Raw genomic sequence first — 19,424 nt, 5'->3', positions numbered from 1 at the left:
TAGTTCGAGGCGCACGCTGAGGCGAGCTCCTCACCATGAGGGCGTGATATTCGCCCGGGGGTCCGCCATAGGCGGGGTCCTTCGAATGTTTCTCCCGTTTAAGTAGGCATCAACATTCGAGAGGCCCATTTGGGCCGAGATGGGTCATCCGCGCCGCTTGCGGCTACGGGTTGTTAGGCCGCGGCATGAAATGGTCGAGCAAGCCCGTCGGTAGCGGAAACACGACGGTCGACGACCGTTCGCCGGCGATGTCGTGCAGAGCCGCGAAATAACGCAGCTGCATTGCCTGAGGCTCCTGCGCGAGGATCCGGCCGGCTTCGACGAGCTTTTCGGCGGCCTGCTGCTCGCCCATCGCATTGATCACCTTGGCTCGCCGCAAGCGCTCCGCCTCGGCCTGTTTGGCAATCGCGCGAACCATGGTTTCGTTGATATCGACGTCCTTGATCTCTATGCCGGTGACCTTGATGCCCCAGATGTCAGTCTGCTTGTCGAGGATCTCCTGGATATCGGCGTTCAACCTGTCGCGCTCCGCAAGCATCTCGTCGAGCTCGTGCTTGCCAAGCACCGAACGCAACGTGGTCTGGGCGAGCTGGCTCGTGGCCGCCATGTAATCGCCGACCTTGATGATGGCGCGCTCGGGGTCGACGATGCGGAAGTACAGAACGGCATTGACCTTGACGGACACGTTGTCTCGCGAAATCACGTCCTGCGGCGGCACGACCTGCACCATCACGCGTAGATCGACCTTGACGAGTTGCTGCACGATCGGAACGAGGATGATGAGGCCCGGGCCCTTCACACCGGTAAAGCGGCCGAGCGTAAAGATGACGCCGCGCTCGTATTCGCGCAGAATTCGAATGGCCTGGGACAGAAACATGATGACCAGCAGCGCGAGTGCCGCATAGGTCAGATATTCCAGCATCATGATGTACCTCCCTTACCGGTCCGCAGCGGCGCGCGCCGTATCAGCAGCGTCAGGTCGACGACGCTGGTAACTTCCACCGTCTCTCCGGGCTTGAACGTGTCGGCGCCGCGCGCCTGCCAGCGCTCGCCATGGGCGAAGACATGACCTTCGCTCCCATTCCAGTCGAGGACCTCAGCAGGCAAGCCTCGCATGGCCTGCGCGCCGACCCGTTCAGGAGCCTTGGCGGCACGCCGAAGCGAACCAAGCAAGACCAGAGCAAAGCCGACGAACACAGCTGCAGTGATGCCGATCACCGACCACGACAGGCGGTAGCCGGGCGCCTCGACCCTGAACAGCATCAGCGCACCCAGCACGAAGGCAATGATCCCTCCGAGACCGATCACCACCGTCGGATTGAAGGCTTCGACCGTGAGAAGCACGAGTCCGACCAGCATCAGGGCGAGGCCGGCATAGTTGATCGGCAGCAAATTGAGCGCATAGAGGCCGATCAGCAGGCAGATCGCGCCGACCACTCCAGGAGCGACGGCTCCGGGAGACATGAACTCGAAGATCAGACCGTAAATGCCCACCATCAGGAGAATGAACGCCACGTTCGGATCGGTGATGACCGCCAGGAAGCGGGATATCCGTCCCGGCTCGATGGCTTCGACGACAGCATCCTTCGTCGCGAGGCGTTGCGTTTTGCCGCCTGCAATCTCCACCACACGGCCATCGATCTGCCGCAGCAATTCGGCCTGATCGCGCGCGACGAGATCGATGGCATGTGCCCCTAACGCGCCATTGGCAGAGAGAGTGGCGGCCTCACGCACCGCCTTCTCTGCCCAATCCGCATTGCGGTTGCGCAGCTCGGCAAGGCTGCGGATAAAGGCGACGGCATCGTTCGTTGCCTTCGCCGTCATCGCGTCCTTCGGCTCATCCTTCTTGTCTTTGCCATCCTTCTCGGGTGTGCCGCTCGGCAGGCCCGGTAGCGGCCCGCCAATCTGGACCGGCGTCGCCGCACCGATATTGGTGCCTGGTGCCATCGCCGCGATGTGGGTCGCATAAAGAATGTAGGTCCCGGCACTCGCCGCGTGGGCGCCGGAGGGGGCGACGTAGCCGACGACAGGGATGGGCGAGGCGAGCACATCCGCGATGATCTCGCGCATGCTGGAATTGAGACCGCCGGGCGTGTTCATTCTCAGAAGCACGACCTCGGCGCGCCGTTCGCTCGCTTTGGCCAAAGCCTCCCGCACGTAGCTGGCTGACGCAGGGCCAATGGCCCCGTCGATCGAAGCAACCAGTGCAACACGGCCGCTCTCCTCCGCTGAGCTGGGAAGGAGGCAGCAGGTCAAAGCCACGACGGTAATCGCCGCAACGAGGGCCGCCTTCATGGTCTGCACGGCAAGGGCTCCCTTGCAGAGCATATGGTGGTCCTCTCGTGAACCTCAATGCTGCGCGTGGAGACCAACGTCGCGATTGTGCAACGCAATGCGATGGTCCTGCAGGATGGCGATGTGATTGGGCCAAGAGAGGCAGCGGCCGACCATGCCTAGCTGATCCGCCCGGCGCCAGGCGCTGCCGTCCTACCACCCTCACGCCGTCCGTGCCGACCGGTCCGTGCTCGCGATGATCTCGCTCGTTGGCTGCATGCCGCCGAGCGATCAGTGCGAGGGCTCGTGCTCCTCGATTCTGGCACAGACGTTGCGGCAGAAACCGGATTGCCGAAAAACCGAGGCATTCTCGCCGTGTGCTTAGCCTACGCCGCAGCCTTCTGCCGCGCCGCGAGCGCCTCGCCAAAGGCCTCGAACAGTTTGCGATTGATCGGATTGCGTTGGGGATCGTATTCGGCGTGCCATTGCACGCCGAGCGCGAAGGTCGGGGCTTCGGCGATGCGGATCGCCTCGATGGTGCCGTCCTCGGCGACGCCCTCGATCAGAACGCGCTTGCCGGGCTCCAGGATGCCCTGACCATGCAGCGAATTGACCCGGATCTTCTCGCAGCCGAGGATCTTCGCGAACGCGCCGCCCGGCGTCAGGTCGACGTCGTGGCGGTCGGCGAACACCACGGTGGGATCAGGATGGATCTCGCCATTCTCGAGCCTGGGCATGCGGTGGTTTATGCGGCCCGGGATTTCGCGGATCTCGGGATGCAGCGAGCCGCCGAACGCGACGTTCATCTCCTGCAGGCCCCGGCAGATGCCGAACAGCGGGATGCCGCGGGCGACGCAGGCCACCGAGAGCGCCAGCGCGACTTCGTCGCGGTGGATGTCGTAAGGCTCGTGCTTCTCGCAAGGATCGACGTTGAAACGCGTCGGGTGCACGTTGGCCCGGGCGCCGGTGAGGATGACGCCGTCGACAGTATCGAGCAGCGCCCCGATATCGGTGATGTCGGGCGAGCCCGCGAACATCAGCGGCAAGCCACCGGAGACCTCGGCTACGGCGCGCAGATTTCGCTCGCCGACCATCTGGACCTGAAATCGATTTTCGACGCGATGGGAATTCCCGATCACGCCGACGACCGGCTTTCTCATCTCCCGTTCCGACCTCCCGCAAGAAGATTCTCCAAACATGCCCTTGGGGGAGAACAAATTCAACAGAGGGGATCGCGGGACGGCAATGCCATTTTCGCGCAAATGCCTGGCCGGAGGGCGGCCGCGACACTGTTCGCGCTGGCCCGACGAGGCCGTGGACAACGTCAAACCGGCGGTTTTCGACCGGCTTGATCCGAGGCGGGATTTCGCGAAAGAGTGCCTCCCCGCAGCCGCCGAAAGGACCCGATGTGACCATTCCCGCAGATGAACGGCCCCGCGCCCGCGCCGATCTCGCCTGGGCGATCTCGGTCGGGGGCGTCAGTGTCGTGCTGTTCACGGCGATGCTGGTCTTCACCTGGTATTTTGCCGCCACCCTGCTGCTGATCTTCACCGGCATGCTGCTCGGCCTTGGCCTTAACGCGCTGACGGGCGCGCTTGGCCGCCGCGTGCAACTGCCCCATCCCGTCCGGCTCGCGATCGTCTGCATCGCCCTCGCTTTGATGCTCGCGGGCGTCGCCTACCTCGGCGGCGCCACCATCGCGGAGCAGGCCTCGCTGCTGAGCAAGACCATCAAGTCGCAGATCACCAACGTCAGGTCTTTCCTCGAAAACCACGGCATCGACACCAGCTTCTTCGACCTCGGCAATGCTGCATCTGACTCTTCGGCCGACGCGCCGGCGAGCTCTACGCCCTCACCAGCAGCGCCCACGCGCGGTCCTTTGCCCGGCGCCGGCGCACTCGCTTCCAGCGGCGGAGCGATTGTGAGCCAGACCTTCAAGCTGCTGCTCGGCACCATCCACGGTGTCGGGAACATTTTTATCGTGCTGTTCCTGGGGCTGTCCTTCGCGGCCCAACCCGGCGTCTATCACGACGGCCTGCTGTTCCTCGCGCCGGCCAAGCATCGTACGCGCGTCACCCTCATCATCGACCGTACCGCTGAGACGCTGGAGCGCTGGCTGATCGCGCAGATTACGGTCATGCTCGCGGTCGGGGCGGTGACCTGGATCGGCCTGGCCATCATCGGCATCCCCGGCGCGTTCATCCTGGGAATCCAGGCTGGCCTGCTTGCCTTCATCCCAACCGTCGGCGCCATTATCGCCGGCGTCATCGTGGTGCTGGCGAGCCTGGCTTCGGGCTGGATCGCGGCGCTGTCCGCGCTGCTGCTTTTCCTCGGCGTGCATGCCATGGAGAGCTACGTGCTGACGCCGCTCCTTCAGCGCCAGGCGCTGGACATTCCACCGGCCACGCTGTTCGCGTTCCAGATCCTGCTCGGCGTCGTGTTCGGAATCTGGGGCCTCGCGCTGGCGCTGCCACTGGTCGCCATTGCCAAGGTCATGATCGATCATTTCAAGACGTATGAGGCGCCGTCTCTGACCGAGGCGGCCTGAGCCTGCTCGTCAGGTCGTCAGCACGATCTCGGTGTGCTCGACTTCGGGGGGTGAAGCAAAATACTGGCCGACGAGGCCGCGCCATTCCGTGAAGTTTTCGGAGCCGCGAAAATCGACGGTGTGGTTTTCCAGGCTCGCCCACTTCACCATCAGCCGATAGCGCTGCGGCTTCTCGATCGACTTGTGCAGTTCGAAGCCGTGAAAGCCCTTGGAGCGGCCGAAGGCGGCCTTTGCCTTCGCCACAGCCGCCTCGAAATCCTTTTCGCTGCCCGGCTTGACGTCGATCTGCGCGATCTCGGTGATCATCGGTTTCCACCCATTTTTGTTCGATGGGCGTGTCTACCGCAGCCGTCGCAAAAGAAAAAGGCTCCGAAACGGCGCTTGGCCGGCTGGCAAACGCAGATCTCTCAGGCGAGCAGCAGCACGGTGCCCACCACGATGAACGCGCAACCGACGAACAGCACGAAGGGCCAGTAGCTGCGGCGTTGGCCGTATCGTCCTTGAGAACGACGCTCCGTGATCAGCGCGCGCTCGTATTCGTCCGCGGTCGAGAACAGACAGGCGAAGCCACCGCGCGCCGAGGCAGCTTGGGCTTCGAGTGACATCAGGGCGGCCTGCGGGGTCTGTCGACGGATCGATTCCATGACCATGATGGTAGGGATCGAATGGTAAACAGAGGATTACCGCAAGGTCGCCTGCCGTCTCAGGCGGTGGCCGGACGCACCTGCGCGGCGCCGGTCCGCGCCGCGCTCTGGCGGCGCCAGTTCTCCAGCGACAGCGGCAGCTCCTCCGCCGCCTCGACGCGGTTTCGGCCGCCGCGCTTGGCCTGGTAGAGCGCGGTGTCGGCCGAGGCCAGCAGCACCTCGAGCTCGGTGCCGGCCGGACCGCCGGCGACGCCGATGCTGACGGTGGTATCGACCGGACCTTCATCGACCACGACGCCGGAGGTCTCGAACGCTTCGCGCACGCGCTCGGCGACCAGCACCCCCTCTTCCAGCGAACACGGCAGCAGGGCTGCGAACTCCTCGCCACCGATACGGCCCGAGAGGTCGGAGATGCGCAGGTTGTTGACGACTACGGTCGAGAACAATTTCAGCATCTCGTCGCCGGCGGGATGGCCGAACCGGTCGTTGATCGACTTGAAGTGGTCGATATCAAAGATCATCACGGTCACCGGCCGCCCGGCCTTGGCCTCGCGCTCGATCACGCGCGAGCAGGCTTCGGAGAAGCCGCGCCGGTTGAGCATGCCGGTCAAGGGATCGGTGGACGCGGCGGTCCGGTGCGCGGTCACCGTGCGCTCGGACACCAGCATGAAGATCACGAACACGGTGCCGACGGCATAGAGCACGAGTTCGACCGCGAACACGGTGACCCAGATGCTCGACGAGAAGGTCGCATCGTGGGGGCGCAGGAAGCTGCCGATGAGGATTGGCAGCATCAAGACGCAGCCATGCATCATCGGCACCGCGAAGGCCGGCCAGCGCCGTTGCAGGCTCTTGCGCCGCTCGGTCCAGAGTTCGCTCGCGGTCAGCGCCGCATAGACCGAGACGATGCCAGCACCGATGATCATACGCAGCATGGACGGCTCGGCGCCGAGCAGCGTCACGGCGGCGATCCAGGCGAGCGCGCCAAGCACGAGGCCGGGCCAGTTCGGCTTGCGGCCATGAAAGACTCGCGCGGCGTTCCAGACCATGCCGCAGGCCGCGAATCCGATCGCGTTCAGCGCGAGGTAAAGATGCGGCCCCAGCTTTTCGCCGGCCGCAGTCCACAGCGCGACGGAGGCTGCACCGAGCAGATAGGCGGTGCCCCACCATTTCAGCGCGGGGCTGTTCTCTTGCCTGCCGAAAAACACCATCATGGCGCCGAGCAGTGCGGCAACCATGGTGGCGACCAAATAGAGCGTGATGCTATCGAGCGACATCATGTCGGCCCCCTCTAGAACATAGCAGTTACGCGATCGGCACCGCCGATTTGCGCGCCCTTCCGAATGCGACGCTATGTCCCGCGGGTTCCATTCAGGTTTTCGCGCGGACCCAAGTTTTCGGGAAACACGCCATCAATTTGCGTACAAACGAACAACAAAAAGGGCGCTGAAATCAGCGCCCTTTTGCATCTCATTGAAGCCGCTTTCGCGGCGAATGCGGCCGAAATGATTAACGCTTCGAGAACTGGAAGGACCGGCGGGCCTTGGCCTTGCCGTACTTCTTGCGCTCGACCACGCGGGAGTCGCGGGTGAGGAAGCCGCCCTTCTTGAGTACGCTGCGCAGCTCCGGCTCGAAATAGGTGAGCGCCTTGGAGATGCCGTGACGGACGGCGCCGGCCTGGCCGGACAGGCCGCCGCCGGCGACGGTGCAGATCACGTCATACTGGCCGGCGCGCGCTGCCGCGACGAACGGCTGCTGGATCATCATACGCAGCACGGGACGGGCGAAATAGACCTCGACCTCACGCGCGTTGACCATGACCTTGCCGGCGCCCGGCTTGATCCAGACGCGGGCGACCGCGTCCTTGCGCTTGCCGGTAGCATAGGCGCGGTTGAACTTGTCGACCTTCTTCTCGTGCTTGGGCGCCTCGGGCGCGGCCGCCGTCTTGAGCTGCGAGAGCTGGTCGAGCGACTGGATGGATTCGGCCATGTTATGCGGCCCTCGTGTTCTTGCGGTTCAACTTGGCGATGTCGATCTTCTCGGGCTGCTGCGCCTCGTGCGGATGATCGGCGCCGCCGTAGACGCGGAGATTGCCCATCTGCACGCGGCCGAGCGGACCACGCGGGATCATGCGCTCGACGGCCTTCTCGAGCACACGCTCAGGATGCTTGCCCTCGAGGATCTGGCGCGCTGTGCGCTCCTTGACGTGGCCGACGTAGCCGGTGTGCTTGTAGTAGGTCTTCTGCTCGCGCTTGCGGCCGGTGAGGACCGCATGCTGCGCGTTGATGATGATGACGTTGTCGCCGCAATCGACGTGCGGGGTGTAGGTCGGGAGGTGCTTGCCGCGGAGCCGCATGGCGACAATGGTGGCGAGACGGCCGACGACCAGACCCTTGGCGTCGATCAGCACCCACTTCTTCGTCACCTCGGCCGGCTTTGCCGAAAAGGTTTTCATGTCAGAATTTCCGTGAGGGAGACATCGGCGCGAACACCGCACCGGACTGGGCGGTTTCTAGAGAAGAGCGGCGCAGCGGTCAATGCCCAAAGCGCGAAATTACACTAACAATATCAATGGTTTGAAATTATGGTACTAATATACCTGCAAAAACCTCAAACATTTGGAATGGAATAGGTGGAGGTGACATGCGCGATTGGGTCGGGCGAGGTTCCGGACAGCAGATTTACCTCGCCGACCGCAAGGCGCTTGCCGAGCTTGAGCAGCCGCGCCTCCGCCAGCACGTCCTGCCCCGGCTGGCCCTTGCGCAGGAAGTTGATGTTGAGATTGGTGGTGACCGCCAGCCCGATCGGCCCGATCGCCGACAGCAGCACCACGTACATGGCGAAATCGGCCAGCGCCATCAGCGTCGGGCCGGACACGGTTCCGCCCGGCCGCAGCATCCTTTCGCTGTAGCGCTGACGCAAAAGGCAGGTTTGGCCATCGGCGCTTTCGATCGTAACGTCATCGCCGCTGAAGGCCTGGGGAAACTCGTCGCGCAGAAACTGCTCGAGCTCTGCCACGCTCATTTTTGCTAACGCCATGCTGTTCCCCACCCTCGCTTCATGTCCCCTGGTACATTAAGTTATCTGCGTCATCCAAATGCAATAATCTAACCGGAAACGCTTCGATGTCCGCCCAGGTCGCCCGCGCCCCTTCCCCGCAACCGCCGATCCTGCTGCGCGAAATCGTCGGCAGCATTGCCATCCTCACGCTGAACCGGCCCGAGGCCCGCAACAGCCTCTCTGAGGCGATGATCGGGCATCTGCACGCGAGCGTGAATGCGATCGCCGAGGACAAGCGTATCCGCGGGGCCGTCATCGCGGCCAACGGACCGGCATTCTGCGCGGGCCACGATTTGAAGGAACTGAGCGGTCGCCGCGTCGATCCTGATCACGGCCGCGCCTATTTTGCGCAGATCATGACCGCCTGCAGCGCCATGATGCAGGCGATCGTGCGCCTGCCCAAACCGGTCGTCGCCGCGGTCCAGGGCGTTGCCACCGCGGCCGGCTGCCAGCTGGTTGCAAGCTGCGATCTCGCGATCGCCTCGGACGCTGCGAGCTTCGCCACGCCCGGCGTCGATATCGGACTGTTTTGCTCGACGCCGATGGTGGCGCTGTCGCGCAACGTTCCGCGCAAGCAGGCGATGGAGATGCTGCTGACGGGCGAGCCGATTCCGGCCGCGCGCGCCCGCGAGATCGGCCTTATCAATCGCGTGGTCCCCGCCGGCACTGAGCGCGAGGCCGCGATTGCGCTCGCAAATCAGGTCGCGCTGAAATCCGCCTACACCGTCAAGCTCGGCAAGGAGGCGTTCTATCGCCAAGCCGAGATGAGCCTTGCCGATGCCTATCGCTATGCGGCAGAGGTGATGACCGAGAACATGATGGCGCGCGACGCCGAGGAAGGCATTGGCGCCTTCATCGAGAAGCGTACGCCGACGTGGCGGGATGAATGATAACAAGAAAAGATAAGAGATGAACCACGACGCCTACCCCGACAATTACATCCGCGGCATCCTCAACAGCGTGAAGTCGATCGCAATGGTCGGCGCCTCGCCCGTCAACGTGCGGCCGAGTTATTTTGCGTTCAAATATCTGGCGCAGCGCGGCTATGACATGATCCCGGTCAATCCCGGCCATGTCGGCAAGGAGCTGCTCGGAAACCCCTTCGTCGCCTCGCTCGTAGACATCGGCCGTCCCGTCGACATGATCGACATTTTTCGCAACTCGAGCCACATCATGCCTGTCGTCGAAGAGGCGCTCACGCTCGATCCGCTGCCGAAGGTGATCTGGATGCAGCTTGGCGCGCGCGACGACGCGGCGGCGGCGAAGGCAGAGTCCGTCGGCATCAAGGTGGTGATGAACCGCTGTCCCAAGATCGAATACGGCCGCCTGTCGTCCGAGATCTCCTGGATGGGCGTCAATTCACGCACGCTCAGTTCCAAGCGCGCTCCGGCACCGACGCAAGGCATGCGGCTATCCCTCAATCGGATGAGTGTCGGCGGTGGCGACACCGCGGCATCCGATCGCGCCGCCAAAAACAAGACCGAGCAGCGCTGACGCGATCGCGAAGGATTCATTTCGCGATCGCGACAATGCGTAGCACGATCGTTCCGATGTGAAGCAGCAGCTTGACGGCGGATGCCGCGCCGATCAGCATGCCGCGCGATTTCAGATCAAGAGAACAGGACGCCTCAATGAGCGATCGCCTTCCAGGATTTTCCACGCTCGCCGTGCATGCCGGTGCACAGCCCGATCCCACCACCGGTGCGCGCGCAACTCCGATTTATCAAACGACGTCTTTCGTGTTCAACGATGCCGACCACGCCGCCTCGCTGTTCGGTTTGCAGGCGTTCGGTAACATCTATACCCGCATCGGCAATCCCACCAACGCGGTGCTGGAAGAACGTGTCGCGGCGCTCGAAGGCGGCACGGCCGCGCTTGCGGTGGCCTCGGGCCATGCTGCGCAAGTCGTGGTGCTGCAGCAATTGCTCCAGCCCGGCGACGAATTCATCGCGGCGCGAAAGCTCTATGGCGGCTCGATCAATCAGTTCACGCATGCGTTCAAGAGCTTTGGCTGGAACGTGGTGTGGGCCGATCCCGACGACATCGCAAGCTTCGAGCGCGCGGTGACGCCGCGCACGAAGGCGATCTTCATCGAGTCGATCGCTAATCCCGCCGGCGGCATCACCGACATCGAAGCGATCTCGACGGTGGCGCGCAAAGCCGGCGTGCCGCTGATCGTCGACAACACGCTGGCCTCGCCCTATCTGATCCGCCCGATCGACCATGGCGCCGACATCGTCGTGCACTCGCTGACGAAATTCCTGGGCGGCCATGGCAATTCGCTGGGCGGTATCATCGTCGATGCCGGCACCTTCGACTGGTCCACCGGCGGCAAATATCCGATGCTGTCGGAGCCACGGCCCGAATATCACGGCATCCGCCTCCAGGAGACCTTTGGCAATTTTGCCTTCGCGATCGCCTGCCGCGTGCTGGGCTTGCGCGATCTTGGGCCGGCGCTGTCGCCGTTCAACGCCTTCATGATCCTGACCGGCATCGAGACGCTGCCGCTGCGCATGCAGAAGCACTGCGACAATGCCAAGGCGGTCGCCGAATTCCTCGTCGGCCACCCGGCGGTGGCTTCAGTCAGTTATGCCGGCCTTCCGAGCGACAAATACAATCAGCTCGCGCGCAAATATGCACCGAAGGGCGCGGGCGCCGTGTTCACCTTCAGCCTTAAGGGCGGCTATGATGCCGGCGTCAGCCTGGTGTCGAAATTGCAGCTGTTTTCGCATCTGGCCAATGTCGGCGACACCCGCTCGCTGGTGATCCACCCGGCTTCGACCACGCACAGCCAGCTCGACGATGCCGCCAAGATCAAGTCCGGCGCCGGCCCCGACGTGGTGCGGCTCTCGATCGGCATCGAGGACAAGGAAGATCTGATTGCGGATCTGGAACAGGCGCTGGGCGCGTAAGGCTTTGGCGTCATGCCAGGGGGCGCGTAGCGCTGAACCCGAGATTCCGGGTTCGGTGCTTCGCCCGCCCGGAATGGCTCACGTCAGTTAACAGTCGTTAACCATATCTGCCGCATACATCGTCACTGGATCCCTCCTTTGATTCGGAGCCGACGATGCTGCGCTGGATGGTGCCTGCCCTTGCGGCGATGCTGACGGTTTCAACCGCGCTGGCTGCCGATCTGCCGGCCACGCCGCAGCGGCGCGCAGCTGTTCCGCCGCAGGAAGCGCCAAGAGTCTATGTCGAGACCGATCCCGACGCGCTGATCTCGCCGGCCTATGGCATCGGCAGTTACATCCGCAACCTGCCCGGCACGCCGCTGCTGCCCGGCTCGCACACGCTGCCGGGCTATTACGGTCGCCCCTGGGATTACGATTATCAGGGCCCGTATTACGGCGGAAAGCAGGTCGACTATTTCTGGCGACTGCCCTACGCGTGCGGCATCTATGGCTATTGCTGATCAGCTCGCCTGACCGAGCGGAACACCGCGCGGCCGCGCCTCGATCGACTGCCGCGAAGCCAGTCGCTCCGTCTGCACCACCGCGAGTATCAACACGACGATCGCGACCGCCTGGTGCGCAAGCGCCAGTCCAATCGGAACCTGGTTGAGCAGCGTCAGGATACCGAGCACCGCCTGCATGCTTACCGCAGCCAACAACCACAGCGCGCCGCTTGCCGCCGCACCTGCGCGCGAACGCACGGCGTCAACCGCGTGCAGCGCCGCCAGCACGAACAACGCGTACGCGGTCATACGGTGCTCGAACTGCACCGTCAGCACGTTGTCAAACAGGTTGCGCCACCACGGCGTTTCGAACCACAGCCGTTCTGCCGAAGGAATGAACGCGCCGTCGATCTGCGGCCAGGTGTTGTAGGCGCGTCCGGCGCGCAGGCCCGCGACCAGCGCGCCGAAATAGATCTGCACGAAAGTCACGACGAGGAGCAGCGCGCTCGTGAACCGCAGGCGCGCAGGTGCTGCGATCTGCGGCCGCTCCTTGAGCCGCCGCACCGTCCAGACGATGCCGGCGAAGATCAGAAGCGCGAGCACCAGATGCGTCGCCAGCCGATATTGCGACACCTCGATGCGTTCCGACAGGCCCGAGGCCACCATCCACCAGCCGACCGCGCCCTGAAGCCCGCCGAGCGCAAACAGCAGCCATAGCCGCCGCTTCAGCTCACCCGACAGACCGCCGCGCCATAGGAAGAACAGGAACGGCAGCAGATAGGCGATGCCAATGAAACGGCCGAGCAACCGGTGGCTCCACTCCCACCAGAAGATCTCCTTGAACTCGGACAGGCTCATGCCTGCATTGAGCTCGCGATATTGCGGGATCTTCTTGTAGGCCTCGAACGCCTCGGTCCACTGCGCCTCGGTGAGCGGCGGCACGCTGCCCGTTACCGGCTTCCATTCGACGATCGAGAGGCCGGATTCCGTCAACCGCGTCGCGCCACCGACCAGCACCATCAGCGCGATCAGCGCGGCCACGGCGATCAGCCACACGCGCACGGCGCGATGCGGTTCGGACGGGGCGGAAATCGTCGTCATTAGGGCAAAAACCAGGACTTGAACCAAGGAGGCTTGAACCGGACTGCGCGCCCCTTATAGTCCCCCGCTCCCGCAGCGCAAGTTACGCCAACGCAGCAAGCTCCCGCCATGACGATCCGCACCCGCAAGTTCCTCGGCGCCATCCTGCTCCTGATGCTGGCCACGGTCTGGGCCCTGCTCGGCATGGCGCTGGCGCAGATGCCGTGGATCGCCGAGTCCGGCTGGCGCCAGGCGATCTACTACGTGGTCGTTGGCATGGGATGGGTGCTACCGGCGATGCCGATCGTGAGCTGGATGCAGCGTCCCGATCGCGCCAAGTCCAGTTCGCAGCCCTTCTAGTTCGCGGCACTGCCGGTCGGCTTCACCGGCGCAAAGGCAACGCCGGACACCAGCACGCGCATCATGCGCAGCGATCGCACCCGGCCGTCCCACGAGATCCGCGGCAGCGCGCGCAGATTGGTGCGTCCCTCTGCATCCACGATGCCCGGGATCGTCGACACGGCGCTGGCAAAGCCGGCCTCCTCTGCCATCACGACGTGGCTGCGCCCAAACGAAGAGCGATCGCCGAACGGAAAGGCGAAATGCCTGATCTCGCGGCGGAAAGCCGCTTCCGCGACCGCCTTGCCCATGGTCATCTCGCGGAGCGCGGCCGCATCCTTCATGTTAGCGAGAACAGGATAGTTGACGGTCGCGCTGCCGATCGTGACGAGCGGATCGGCGGCGAGCTTCGTCAGATCTTCCCAACCCATCGACGCCTCGCGCGAGATCGCGGCGAGGTCTATCCGGTAGCGCGCGCAAAGATCGGCGATCGCCGCCGACAGATCCGCCGGCGGTAGCGAACGCAACCAGCTCTCGAGATACGAAAACAGCGCCTGCTTCTCGGCATTGTCGGTGACGGTGAAGCGCTGCTCCTTCTCGCCCATCATCAGGCTGATGCGGCTCTCGCGCGCGATCATCCGTTCGAGCCCGAACCACCAGGCTTCGCCGACGCCGTCGGGAAAGGCGGTAGGGACATAGATCGTGCAAGGCACAGCGTGCCGCGCCAGCACCGGATAGGCGAAGTTGATGAAATCCTTGTTGGCGCCATCGAAGGTCAGCGCCACGAAGCGCCGCTTCTCCGGCAGCGTCACCGCGCGGCGGCAGACCTCGTCCATGCCAAGGAAATCGTACTTCCACTGCTTCAGCGCGCGAATGGCGCGGTCGAGGAACTGCGGCGTGATCTCGTGCGCCCCCAGCGGCTGAAAGCCGCCGCGCCGCCGCGGCCGCACATGCGCAAAGCGCAGGATGGCGCCGGCACCACGGCTGCGCAACGCAGCCTGGCCGCTGAACCAGGCCAGCTCAAGCCGAAGACGCTCCAGCCATCTGTCGTCGGATGCCAAGGTCCCCACCTTCGCGCAGCCCCCCTGTTCCCTTTCCTATCGTCATTACCCTTTGTTGACATTTGTTTGCAAAGGTCGGCCACCGGCCGAAATACGTATATTTTCGATTTCTCGACAGGTTTCGCGAATGACCATGGCTGCGGCGATGCAAAGCCGGACGGCAGAAGCGCCAGCGCGGTCGAAAGCGGGCCGCATCGGCCAGGTCGATATCGTCGCTGATCTCGACGAGGCCGAGGCGGTCTGGCGCGCCTTCGAGGAGAGCGGCCACCTCTTCACGCCGTATCAGCGGTTTGACCTGCTCGGTCCCTGGCAGCAGTTGGTCGGCAAACGCGAGGGCGCGCGCCCGTTCGTCGTGATCGCCCGCGACGTCGAGTACCGGCCGCTCGTGCTGCTGCCGCTGTCGCTGCGCCAAGCCCACGGCGTGCGCACGGCCTGCTTCATGGGCGGCAAGCATACCACCTTCAACATGGGCCTGTGGAACGTCGAATTCGCGGCACAGGCCGTCCTCGCCGATCTCGATGCGCTGTTTGCGCCGCTGCGCGAGCATGTCGACGTCCTCTCGCTGACGCAGCAGCCTAAGCGCTGGCACGATCAGCAGAACCCGTTTGCGCTGCTGCCGCGGCAGAGCTCGGTCAACGGCTGCCCGTTGCTGGCGATGGAGCCGGGCGGTCCGCCCGCATCGCGGATCAGCAATTCCTTCCGTCGTCGCCTCAAGAGCAAGGAGAAGAAGCTCCAGGCCCTCGCGGGCTACCGCTACCACCTTGCGACCACGGATGCGGACATCGTGCGCCTGCTCGACTGGTTCTTCCGCGTCAAGCCGGCGCGGATGGCGGAGCAGAAGCTGCCGAACGTCTTCGCCGAACCGGGCGTCGAACAATTCATCCGCAGCGCCTGCCTTGCCCGGCGAGGAGAAGGACGCGTGATCGACGTCCACGCGCTCGAATGCGACGAGGAAGTGATCGCGATCTTTGCCGGCGTCGCCGACGGCCAGCGCCTCTCGATGATGTTCAACACCTACACGATGTCCGAGAATGCCCGCTACAGTCCCGGTCTGATCCTGATGCGCTACATCATCGACCGCTGCGCCGAGCGCGGGTACCGCTCGCTCGACCTCGGCATCGGCTCGGACGACTACAAGCGGATGTTCTGCAAGGACGACGAAGACATTTTTGACAGCTTTGTCCCGTTGACCTCGCGCGGAAGGCTCGCGGCGGTGGCAATGTCCTCGCTGAACCGTGGCAAGCGGCTGGTGAAGCAGAACCAGATGCTGCTCGACCTGGCGCGCAGTCTGCGTCAGGCGTTCGGGTAAGGTCGGCGCCCTCGTCTCTCCATTTGCGGGCTGCCTCTTCCCTCCCCTGGAGGGGGAGGTAAGAGCAGCACTGATCGGTAGATTACCGGGGGCAGCGCCCTCGCCTACGCCGCCACCACGCGCGGCGCGTCCATCGCATTGGACGGCTGCACCGGCCTGCTCAGCATCGTCACGTCGCTAAAGCCGACGGCCCTCAGCTGCTCGCACATCAGCGTGCGCGCATCCTGTGCCATCGATGCATCCGGTACCACGACGGCGCGGGCATCGGCCGTCAGCAACTCGGCCGGCAGGTCGGAGGCACCGCCGGCATCCAGCAGCACGTGGTCGTAGGCCCGGAGCAGCGCATCGATCGCGAGCGTCACCCGCGGTGATTGCAGCAGGCTGCGATCGAAGCCGGGGCGGCCGGCCATGACCAGATGCAGCCGCGACAGCTTGTCCCGGGTGATAACCTGCGCGAAAGACGCTTCGCCCTGCATCAGCTCGGCAAGGCCGGGCGCGGAGGCATCGACGGCCACCGCGGCAATGGTCGGCGAGGACGCGGCGAGATCGACCACGACGACGCGTGCGTCACGCGCGAGATGCCGGGCGAGCGTCAGCGCTGAGAGCGTAATCGAGTCGCCGGCCGCGGTGCCGAGCACCGTAATCTTCTTCGCCGCCGCGCCCGCGGCGCGCAGGCTCTCGGCCAATTGCTCGATCTCGGCGAATTCGGTCATCTCGGCCTCAGCGGCCATCGCCGGCTGAAGCGGCCCGGGCTCGCCGACGACGGGATCGACCCTCGGCTCGACCACCGGCTCCGCTGCCGGTTCTTGGCGCACCGTCGCCCGTGACGGTAGGACCGCAGCCACAGCCCGCGGCGCAGTCTGGCGCAGCAGCTCGCCGGTGACGACGACGCCGGACGACAGCAGCAGCGTCGCAATCGTCGCGATCAGCACGATCGGCAGCTTCTTAGGGTAGGCCGGGGTATTCGAGACGATGGCGCGCGAAATGATGCGGCCGTCCGTCGGGGCGGTATCGATGGTCTCGCGGGTGTTGGCCTCGCGATATTTGGCGAGATAGGTTTCCAGCAGGTCGCGCTGCGCCTTGGCCTCGCGCTCGAGCGCGCGGAGCTGCACGTCCTGGCCGTTGGTGGATGCCGCCTGCTTCTTGAGCTGCTCGAGGCTCGCCGTCAGACCGTCGACCCGGCCGCTGGCGATTCGAGCGTCGCTTTCGAGCGAACGCGAAATCTTCGCCGCTTCGTCGCGGATCTGATTGTCGAGGTCGCCAAGCTGCGCCTTCAACTCCTTGATCCGGGGATGATTGCCGAGCAGCGTGGATGACTGCTCGGCGAGCTGCGCACGCAGCGTCACCCGCTGCTCCGAGAGCCGCCGCATCAATTCGGAGTTCACCACCTCCGATGCCTCGATCGGCTTTCCGCTCTGGAGCATTTCGCGGATCAGCCGCGCTTTGGATTCTGCGTCGGCCTTGATCGAGCGCGCGTTGTTGAGCTGGGTATTGATCTCGCCCATCTGCTGGTTCGACAGCGTGGTGTTGTTGGTGCCGACGAACAGGCTCGACTTGGAGCGGAAGTCCTCGACCCGCCCCTCCGCCTCGGACACCTTCTTGCGCAAATTCTCGATCTCGCCCGCCAGCCACTGGCTGGCGTTCTTGGCCTGCTCCTGGCGTACACCCTGCTGGAGCACGAGATAAACGTCGGCGATAGAGTTGGCGACGCGCGCGGCGAGCTCGGGATCGGCGGACTGGAATTCGACCACGATCACGCGCGACTTGTCGACGGCGTAAGCCTGGAGGCGCTCGTAATAGGCATCCAGCACGCGCTCTTCCGGTGTCATCGAGAACGGATCGCGGGCGATGCCGACCAGCGCTGCCAGCGACTTCAGCGGCGAGATGCCTTGCAGCACCGGATCGAATTCGGGCCGCTCCGCGAGCTTGTTCTTCTTGATGATCTCGCGCGCGAGATCGCGCGACAGCACGAGCTGCACCTGGCTGGTGACGGCCTCGGCGTCGAGCGCCTGCCGCTCTTCGGTGCGATCGCTATTCGGGCGCAGGAACACGTTCTCGCGGCCATCGATCAGGATCCGCGATTCAGACTTGTAGCGCGGTGTGACGAGATTGATGGCAACAACCGATGCAACGAGCACCAGCACAGTCGGCACGATGATCCAGCCGCGCTTGCGCGCCAATGCCGCGCCGAGCCCGTGCAGGTCGATGTCGCCGGATTCGACTTGCGCCTGCTTCGCGACGACCGGCGCAGGCTTCGCTTGGACCTTGGGCGCGGCTTCGGGTTTGGACTTTGAGACAGCCCGCTCGATCACCGCCTTGTCCTTGCCGGCACGCCAGAACGCTAAACGCATCGAACACTCCCGCAGGGGCAACGCCACAAGCTACCCCACCAGGGCGACTACACTCCATTAAGGTTGCCGCTGGGTTAATCGCTGCGTCCAGCGACTGACGCATGCGCGCCCGTCACCGTTTGTTAACCACGAGGGCCCTTAATCCGTCTCGATTATTTCGCGAAATTGTTCGGCAGTTGCCGTCGAGCGCTGGTTTTGATCATGCCCCCTTCTCCCGACCGGCCGCTTCGCATCCTGCACGCCGTGCGCGCACCAGTTGGCGGCATCTTCCGCCACATCCTCGACGTCGCCAATGGCCAGGTCGACCGCGGCCATCATGTCGGCATCCTCGCCGACAGCCTCACCGGCGGCGAGCGTGCCGACAAGGCGCTTGCCGGACTCGCGCCGCGACTGAAGCTCGGCGTGCACCGGCTCGCGATCCGCCGCGAACCGTCACCTGACGACGTCCTGGTGTGGCTTCGCATGCGACGCCTGATCGCGACGCTCAGGCCCGACGTCATGCACGGCCATGGCGCCAAGGCCGGCGCCTTCATCCGAATGCGGCGGCGCTCCGACGACACCATCCGCATCTACACCCCGCATGGCGGCTCGCTGCATTATCCCCTCAACACATTCAAGGGCGAGTTCTACGCGCGGCTCGAGCGCACGCTGATGGACGCGACCGACCTGTTCCTGTTCGAGAGCGCATTTGCCCGCGACACCTATCAACGCATCGTCGGCACGCCCAAGGGCGTGGTGCATTGCGTCTTCAACGGCGTCACGGCGGAGGAGTTCGAGCCCGTCGCGACTGCCGAGGATGCCACCGACCTCGCCTATGTCGGCGAGTTCAGGCACATCAAGGGCGCGGATCTGCTGGTCGATGCCGTCGCGCGCCTGCACGAGAACGGCAAGAAGGTCACGCTGACGCTCGGCGGCGACGGCGAGGAAACCGCGGCGCTGAAGGCTCAGGTCGAGAGGCTCGGCCTCTCCAGCGCGATCCGTTTCATCGGGCACGTCAAGGCGCGGTACGGCTTCTCCAAGGGCCGGCTGCTGGTCGTCCCCTCGCGTGGCGATTCCATGCCCTATGTCGTGATCGAGGCTGGTGCTGCCGGCATTCCCATGATCGCGGCCCGCATCGGCGGCATTCCCGAGATCTTCGGGCCGGAGAGCCCCGCCCTGTTCGCGCCGAGCAATTCCGAGGCCATGGCCGAGGCGATCGCGGCCTCGCTCGACGATCCGCAAGGGACGGCCCAGCGCGCAACCGCCCTGCGCGCGCGCATCTCGGCGCATTTTTCGCAGCAGGCGATGGTCGACGGCGTGCTCGCCGCTTATCGCGACGCATTTGCCAATCATTAACCATTCTTAAGCCCGCTTTAGAAAATCTT

Annotated in this window: 20 protein-coding genes; 8 read left to right on the top strand and 12 right to left on the bottom strand. The window is 64.5% G+C overall.

Going from position 1 to position 19,424, the window contains the following annotated elements; genetic code table 11:
- Nucleotides 1-163: 163 nt before the first annotated feature.
- The 3 genes from IVB01_RS12585 to IVB01_RS12575 all read right to left on the bottom strand — a co-directional run bounded on the left by IVB01_RS12585 (nucleotide 164) and on the right by IVB01_RS12575 (nucleotide 3,434).
- Nucleotides 164-925 carry a slipin family protein gene (locus IVB01_RS12585; RefSeq protein ID WP_247277111.1) on the bottom strand — a complete coding sequence of 254 codons (762 nt, stop codon included), beginning with the start codon at nucleotides 923-925 and terminating at the stop codon, nucleotides 164-166.
- Entirely contained in the window at nucleotides 922-2,304 is a 1,383-nt protein-coding gene (locus IVB01_RS12580) for a nodulation protein NfeD (protein WP_247277110.1), read from the bottom strand. Before IVB01_RS12580 ends, IVB01_RS12585 begins: the two co-directional genes overlap by 4 nt.
- 356 nt (nucleotides 2,305-2,660) lie before the next feature.
- The gene (locus tag IVB01_RS12575) at nucleotides 2,661-3,434 is read right to left on the bottom strand and encodes a gamma-glutamyl-gamma-aminobutyrate hydrolase family protein (protein WP_247277109.1); all 774 of its coding nucleotides are present in this window, start codon (nucleotides 3,432-3,434) and stop codon (nucleotides 2,661-2,663) included.
- A gap of 248 nt (nucleotides 3,435-3,682) precedes the next feature.
- Between IVB01_RS12575 and IVB01_RS12570 the strand changes: the two genes are divergently transcribed.
- Entirely contained in the window at nucleotides 3,683-4,822 is a 1,140-nt protein-coding gene (locus tag IVB01_RS12570) for an AI-2E family transporter (protein WP_247277108.1), read from the top strand.
- 9 nt (nucleotides 4,823-4,831) lie between these two features.
- Here the strand turns inward: IVB01_RS12570 and IVB01_RS12565 are convergent, their stop codons facing one another.
- From IVB01_RS12565 to IVB01_RS12540, 6 genes are all read right to left on the bottom strand, one after another.
- Nucleotides 4,832-5,128, bottom strand: a complete 297-nt coding sequence (locus IVB01_RS12565) for an antibiotic biosynthesis monooxygenase family protein (protein WP_247277107.1) — start codon at nucleotides 5,126-5,128, stop codon at nucleotides 4,832-4,834.
- A 101-nt stretch (nucleotides 5,129-5,229) separates the two neighbouring features.
- Nucleotides 5,230-5,466 carry a hypothetical protein gene (locus IVB01_RS12560; protein ID WP_247277106.1) on the bottom strand — a complete coding sequence of 79 codons (237 nt, stop codon included), beginning with the start codon at nucleotides 5,464-5,466 and terminating at the stop codon, nucleotides 5,230-5,232.
- Nucleotides 5,467-5,525: 59 nt separating this feature from the next.
- Entirely contained in the window at nucleotides 5,526-6,746 is a 1,221-nt protein-coding gene (locus tag IVB01_RS12555; RefSeq protein WP_247448795.1) for a GGDEF domain-containing protein, read from the bottom strand.
- Nucleotides 6,747-6,975: 229 nt separating this feature from the next.
- Nucleotides 6,976-7,455: a 30S ribosomal protein S9 gene (gene rpsI, locus IVB01_RS12550; RefSeq protein WP_247277104.1), complete on the bottom strand. Its 480-nt coding sequence runs from the start codon at nucleotides 7,453-7,455 to the stop codon at nucleotides 6,976-6,978.
- Nucleotide 7,456: 1 nt separating this feature from the next.
- The gene (rplM, locus tag IVB01_RS12545; RefSeq protein WP_011087726.1) at nucleotides 7,457-7,921 is read right to left on the bottom strand and encodes a 50S ribosomal protein L13; all 465 of its coding nucleotides are present in this window, start codon (nucleotides 7,919-7,921) and stop codon (nucleotides 7,457-7,459) included.
- A 155-nt stretch (nucleotides 7,922-8,076) separates the two neighbouring features.
- The gene (locus IVB01_RS12540; RefSeq protein ID WP_247277103.1) at nucleotides 8,077-8,505 is read right to left on the bottom strand and encodes a PaaI family thioesterase; all 429 of its coding nucleotides are present in this window, start codon (nucleotides 8,503-8,505) and stop codon (nucleotides 8,077-8,079) included.
- Between the two features lie 86 nt (nucleotides 8,506-8,591).
- Between IVB01_RS12540 and IVB01_RS12535 the strand changes: the two genes are divergently transcribed.
- From IVB01_RS12535 to IVB01_RS12520, 4 genes are all read left to right on the top strand, one after another.
- Nucleotides 8,592-9,416 (top strand): enoyl-CoA hydratase, encoded by an 825-nt coding sequence (locus IVB01_RS12535; RefSeq protein WP_247277102.1) that lies wholly within the window; start codon nucleotides 8,592-8,594, stop codon nucleotides 9,414-9,416.
- Between the two features lie 19 nt (nucleotides 9,417-9,435).
- Nucleotides 9,436-10,020: a CoA-binding protein gene (locus IVB01_RS12530; RefSeq protein ID WP_247277101.1), complete on the top strand. Its 585-nt coding sequence runs from the start codon at nucleotides 9,436-9,438 to the stop codon at nucleotides 10,018-10,020.
- A 137-nt stretch (nucleotides 10,021-10,157) separates the two neighbouring features.
- Entirely contained in the window at nucleotides 10,158-11,438 is a 1,281-nt protein-coding gene (locus IVB01_RS12525; RefSeq protein ID WP_247277100.1) for an O-acetylhomoserine aminocarboxypropyltransferase, read from the top strand.
- Nucleotides 11,439-11,593: 155 nt separating this feature from the next.
- Nucleotides 11,594-11,938 (top strand): hypothetical protein, encoded by a 345-nt coding sequence (locus IVB01_RS12520; protein ID WP_247277099.1) that lies wholly within the window; start codon nucleotides 11,594-11,596, stop codon nucleotides 11,936-11,938.
- On the opposite strand, the gene IVB01_RS12515 is transcribed toward IVB01_RS12520, so the two are convergent.
- A complete protein-coding gene (locus IVB01_RS12515) occupies nucleotides 11,939-13,021 on the bottom strand; it encodes a COX15/CtaA family protein (RefSeq protein WP_247277098.1) in 1,083 nt (360 codons plus the stop codon).
- A gap of 108 nt (nucleotides 13,022-13,129) precedes the next feature.
- Here IVB01_RS12515 and IVB01_RS12510 point away from each other — a divergent pair, with 108 nt between their 5' ends.
- Nucleotides 13,130-13,360: a DUF2842 domain-containing protein gene (locus IVB01_RS12510; protein ID WP_247277097.1), complete on the top strand. Its 231-nt coding sequence runs from the start codon at nucleotides 13,130-13,132 to the stop codon at nucleotides 13,358-13,360.
- On the opposite strand, the gene IVB01_RS12505 is transcribed toward IVB01_RS12510, so the two are convergent.
- Complete coding sequence (locus tag IVB01_RS12505) at nucleotides 13,357-14,400, bottom strand: polysaccharide deacetylase family protein (protein WP_247277096.1); 1,044 nt, start codon at nucleotides 14,398-14,400, stop codon at nucleotides 13,357-13,359. The genes IVB01_RS12510 and IVB01_RS12505 overlap by 4 nt on opposite strands.
- 127 nt (nucleotides 14,401-14,527) lie before the next feature.
- Between IVB01_RS12505 and IVB01_RS12500 the strand changes: the two genes are divergently transcribed.
- A complete protein-coding gene (locus IVB01_RS12500) occupies nucleotides 14,528-15,709 on the top strand; it encodes a GNAT family N-acetyltransferase (RefSeq protein WP_247277095.1) in 1,182 nt (393 codons plus the stop codon).
- A gap of 104 nt (nucleotides 15,710-15,813) precedes the next feature.
- Here IVB01_RS12500 and IVB01_RS12495 read toward each other — a convergent pair whose 3' ends face one another.
- Entirely contained in the window at nucleotides 15,814-18,060 is a 2,247-nt protein-coding gene (locus IVB01_RS12495; RefSeq protein WP_247277094.1) for an exopolysaccharide transport family protein, read from the bottom strand.
- A gap of 201 nt (nucleotides 18,061-18,261) precedes the next feature.
- Here IVB01_RS12495 and IVB01_RS12490 point away from each other — a divergent pair, with 201 nt between their 5' ends.
- Nucleotides 18,262-19,395 (top strand): glycosyltransferase family 4 protein, encoded by a 1,134-nt coding sequence (locus tag IVB01_RS12490; protein ID WP_247277093.1) that lies wholly within the window; start codon nucleotides 18,262-18,264, stop codon nucleotides 19,393-19,395.
- The last annotated feature ends 29 nt before the right edge of the window (nucleotides 19,396-19,424 follow it).

The organism is Bradyrhizobium sp. 164 (assembly GCF_023073715.1).
In the GTDB taxonomy this organism is placed as follows: Bacteria; Pseudomonadota; Alphaproteobacteria; order Rhizobiales; family Xanthobacteraceae; genus Bradyrhizobium.
This window is presented reverse-complemented; position numbering and strand designations above follow the sequence as displayed.

What these genes read in the sequence shown, in the direction of transcription:
- IVB01_RS12535 (WP_247277102.1), top strand. Translation starts at nt 8,592, where the DNA reads ATGTCCGCCCAGGTCGCCCGCGCCCCTTCCCCGCAACCGCCGATCCTG.
- IVB01_RS12575 (WP_247277109.1), bottom strand. Translation starts at nt 3,434, where the DNA reads ATGAGAAAGCCGGTCGTCGGCGTGATCGGGAATTCCCATCGCGTCGAA.
- IVB01_RS12500 (WP_247277095.1), top strand. Translation starts at nt 14,528, where the DNA reads ATGACCATGGCTGCGGCGATGCAAAGCCGGACGGCAGAAGCGCCAGCG.
- IVB01_RS12525 (WP_247277100.1), top strand. Translation starts at nt 10,158, where the DNA reads ATGAGCGATCGCCTTCCAGGATTTTCCACGCTCGCCGTGCATGCCGGT.
- IVB01_RS12510 (WP_247277097.1), top strand. Translation starts at nt 13,130, where the DNA reads ATGACGATCCGCACCCGCAAGTTCCTCGGCGCCATCCTGCTCCTGATG.
- IVB01_RS12530 (WP_247277101.1), top strand. Translation starts at nt 9,436, where the DNA reads ATGAACCACGACGCCTACCCCGACAATTACATCCGCGGCATCCTCAAC.
- IVB01_RS12585 (WP_247277111.1), bottom strand. Translation starts at nt 925, where the DNA reads ATGATGCTGGAATATCTGACCTATGCGGCACTCGCGCTGCTGGTCATC.
- rplM (WP_011087726.1), bottom strand. Translation starts at nt 7,921, where the DNA reads ATGAAAACCTTTTCGGCAAAGCCGGCCGAGGTGACGAAGAAGTGGGTG.
- IVB01_RS12565 (WP_247277107.1), bottom strand. Translation starts at nt 5,128, where the DNA reads ATGATCACCGAGATCGCGCAGATCGACGTCAAGCCGGGCAGCGAAAAG.
- IVB01_RS12495 (WP_247277094.1), bottom strand. Translation starts at nt 18,060, where the DNA reads ATGCGTTTAGCGTTCTGGCGTGCCGGCAAGGACAAGGCGGTGATCGAG.
- IVB01_RS12515 (WP_247277098.1), bottom strand. Translation starts at nt 13,021, where the DNA reads ATGACGACGATTTCCGCCCCGTCCGAACCGCATCGCGCCGTGCGCGTG.
- IVB01_RS12520 (WP_247277099.1), top strand. Translation starts at nt 11,594, where the DNA reads ATGCTGCGCTGGATGGTGCCTGCCCTTGCGGCGATGCTGACGGTTTCA.
- IVB01_RS12555 (WP_247448795.1), bottom strand. Translation starts at nt 6,746, where the DNA reads ATGATGTCGCTCGATAGCATCACGCTCTATTTGGTCGCCACCATGGTT.
- IVB01_RS12540 (WP_247277103.1), bottom strand. Translation starts at nt 8,505, where the DNA reads ATGGCGTTAGCAAAAATGAGCGTGGCAGAGCTCGAGCAGTTTCTGCGC.
- rpsI (WP_247277104.1), bottom strand. Translation starts at nt 7,455, where the DNA reads ATGGCCGAATCCATCCAGTCGCTCGACCAGCTCTCGCAGCTCAAGACG.
- IVB01_RS12490 (WP_247277093.1), top strand. Translation starts at nt 18,262, where the DNA reads ATGCCCCCTTCTCCCGACCGGCCGCTTCGCATCCTGCACGCCGTGCGC.
- IVB01_RS12560 (WP_247277106.1), bottom strand. Translation starts at nt 5,466, where the DNA reads ATGGAATCGATCCGTCGACAGACCCCGCAGGCCGCCCTGATGTCACTC.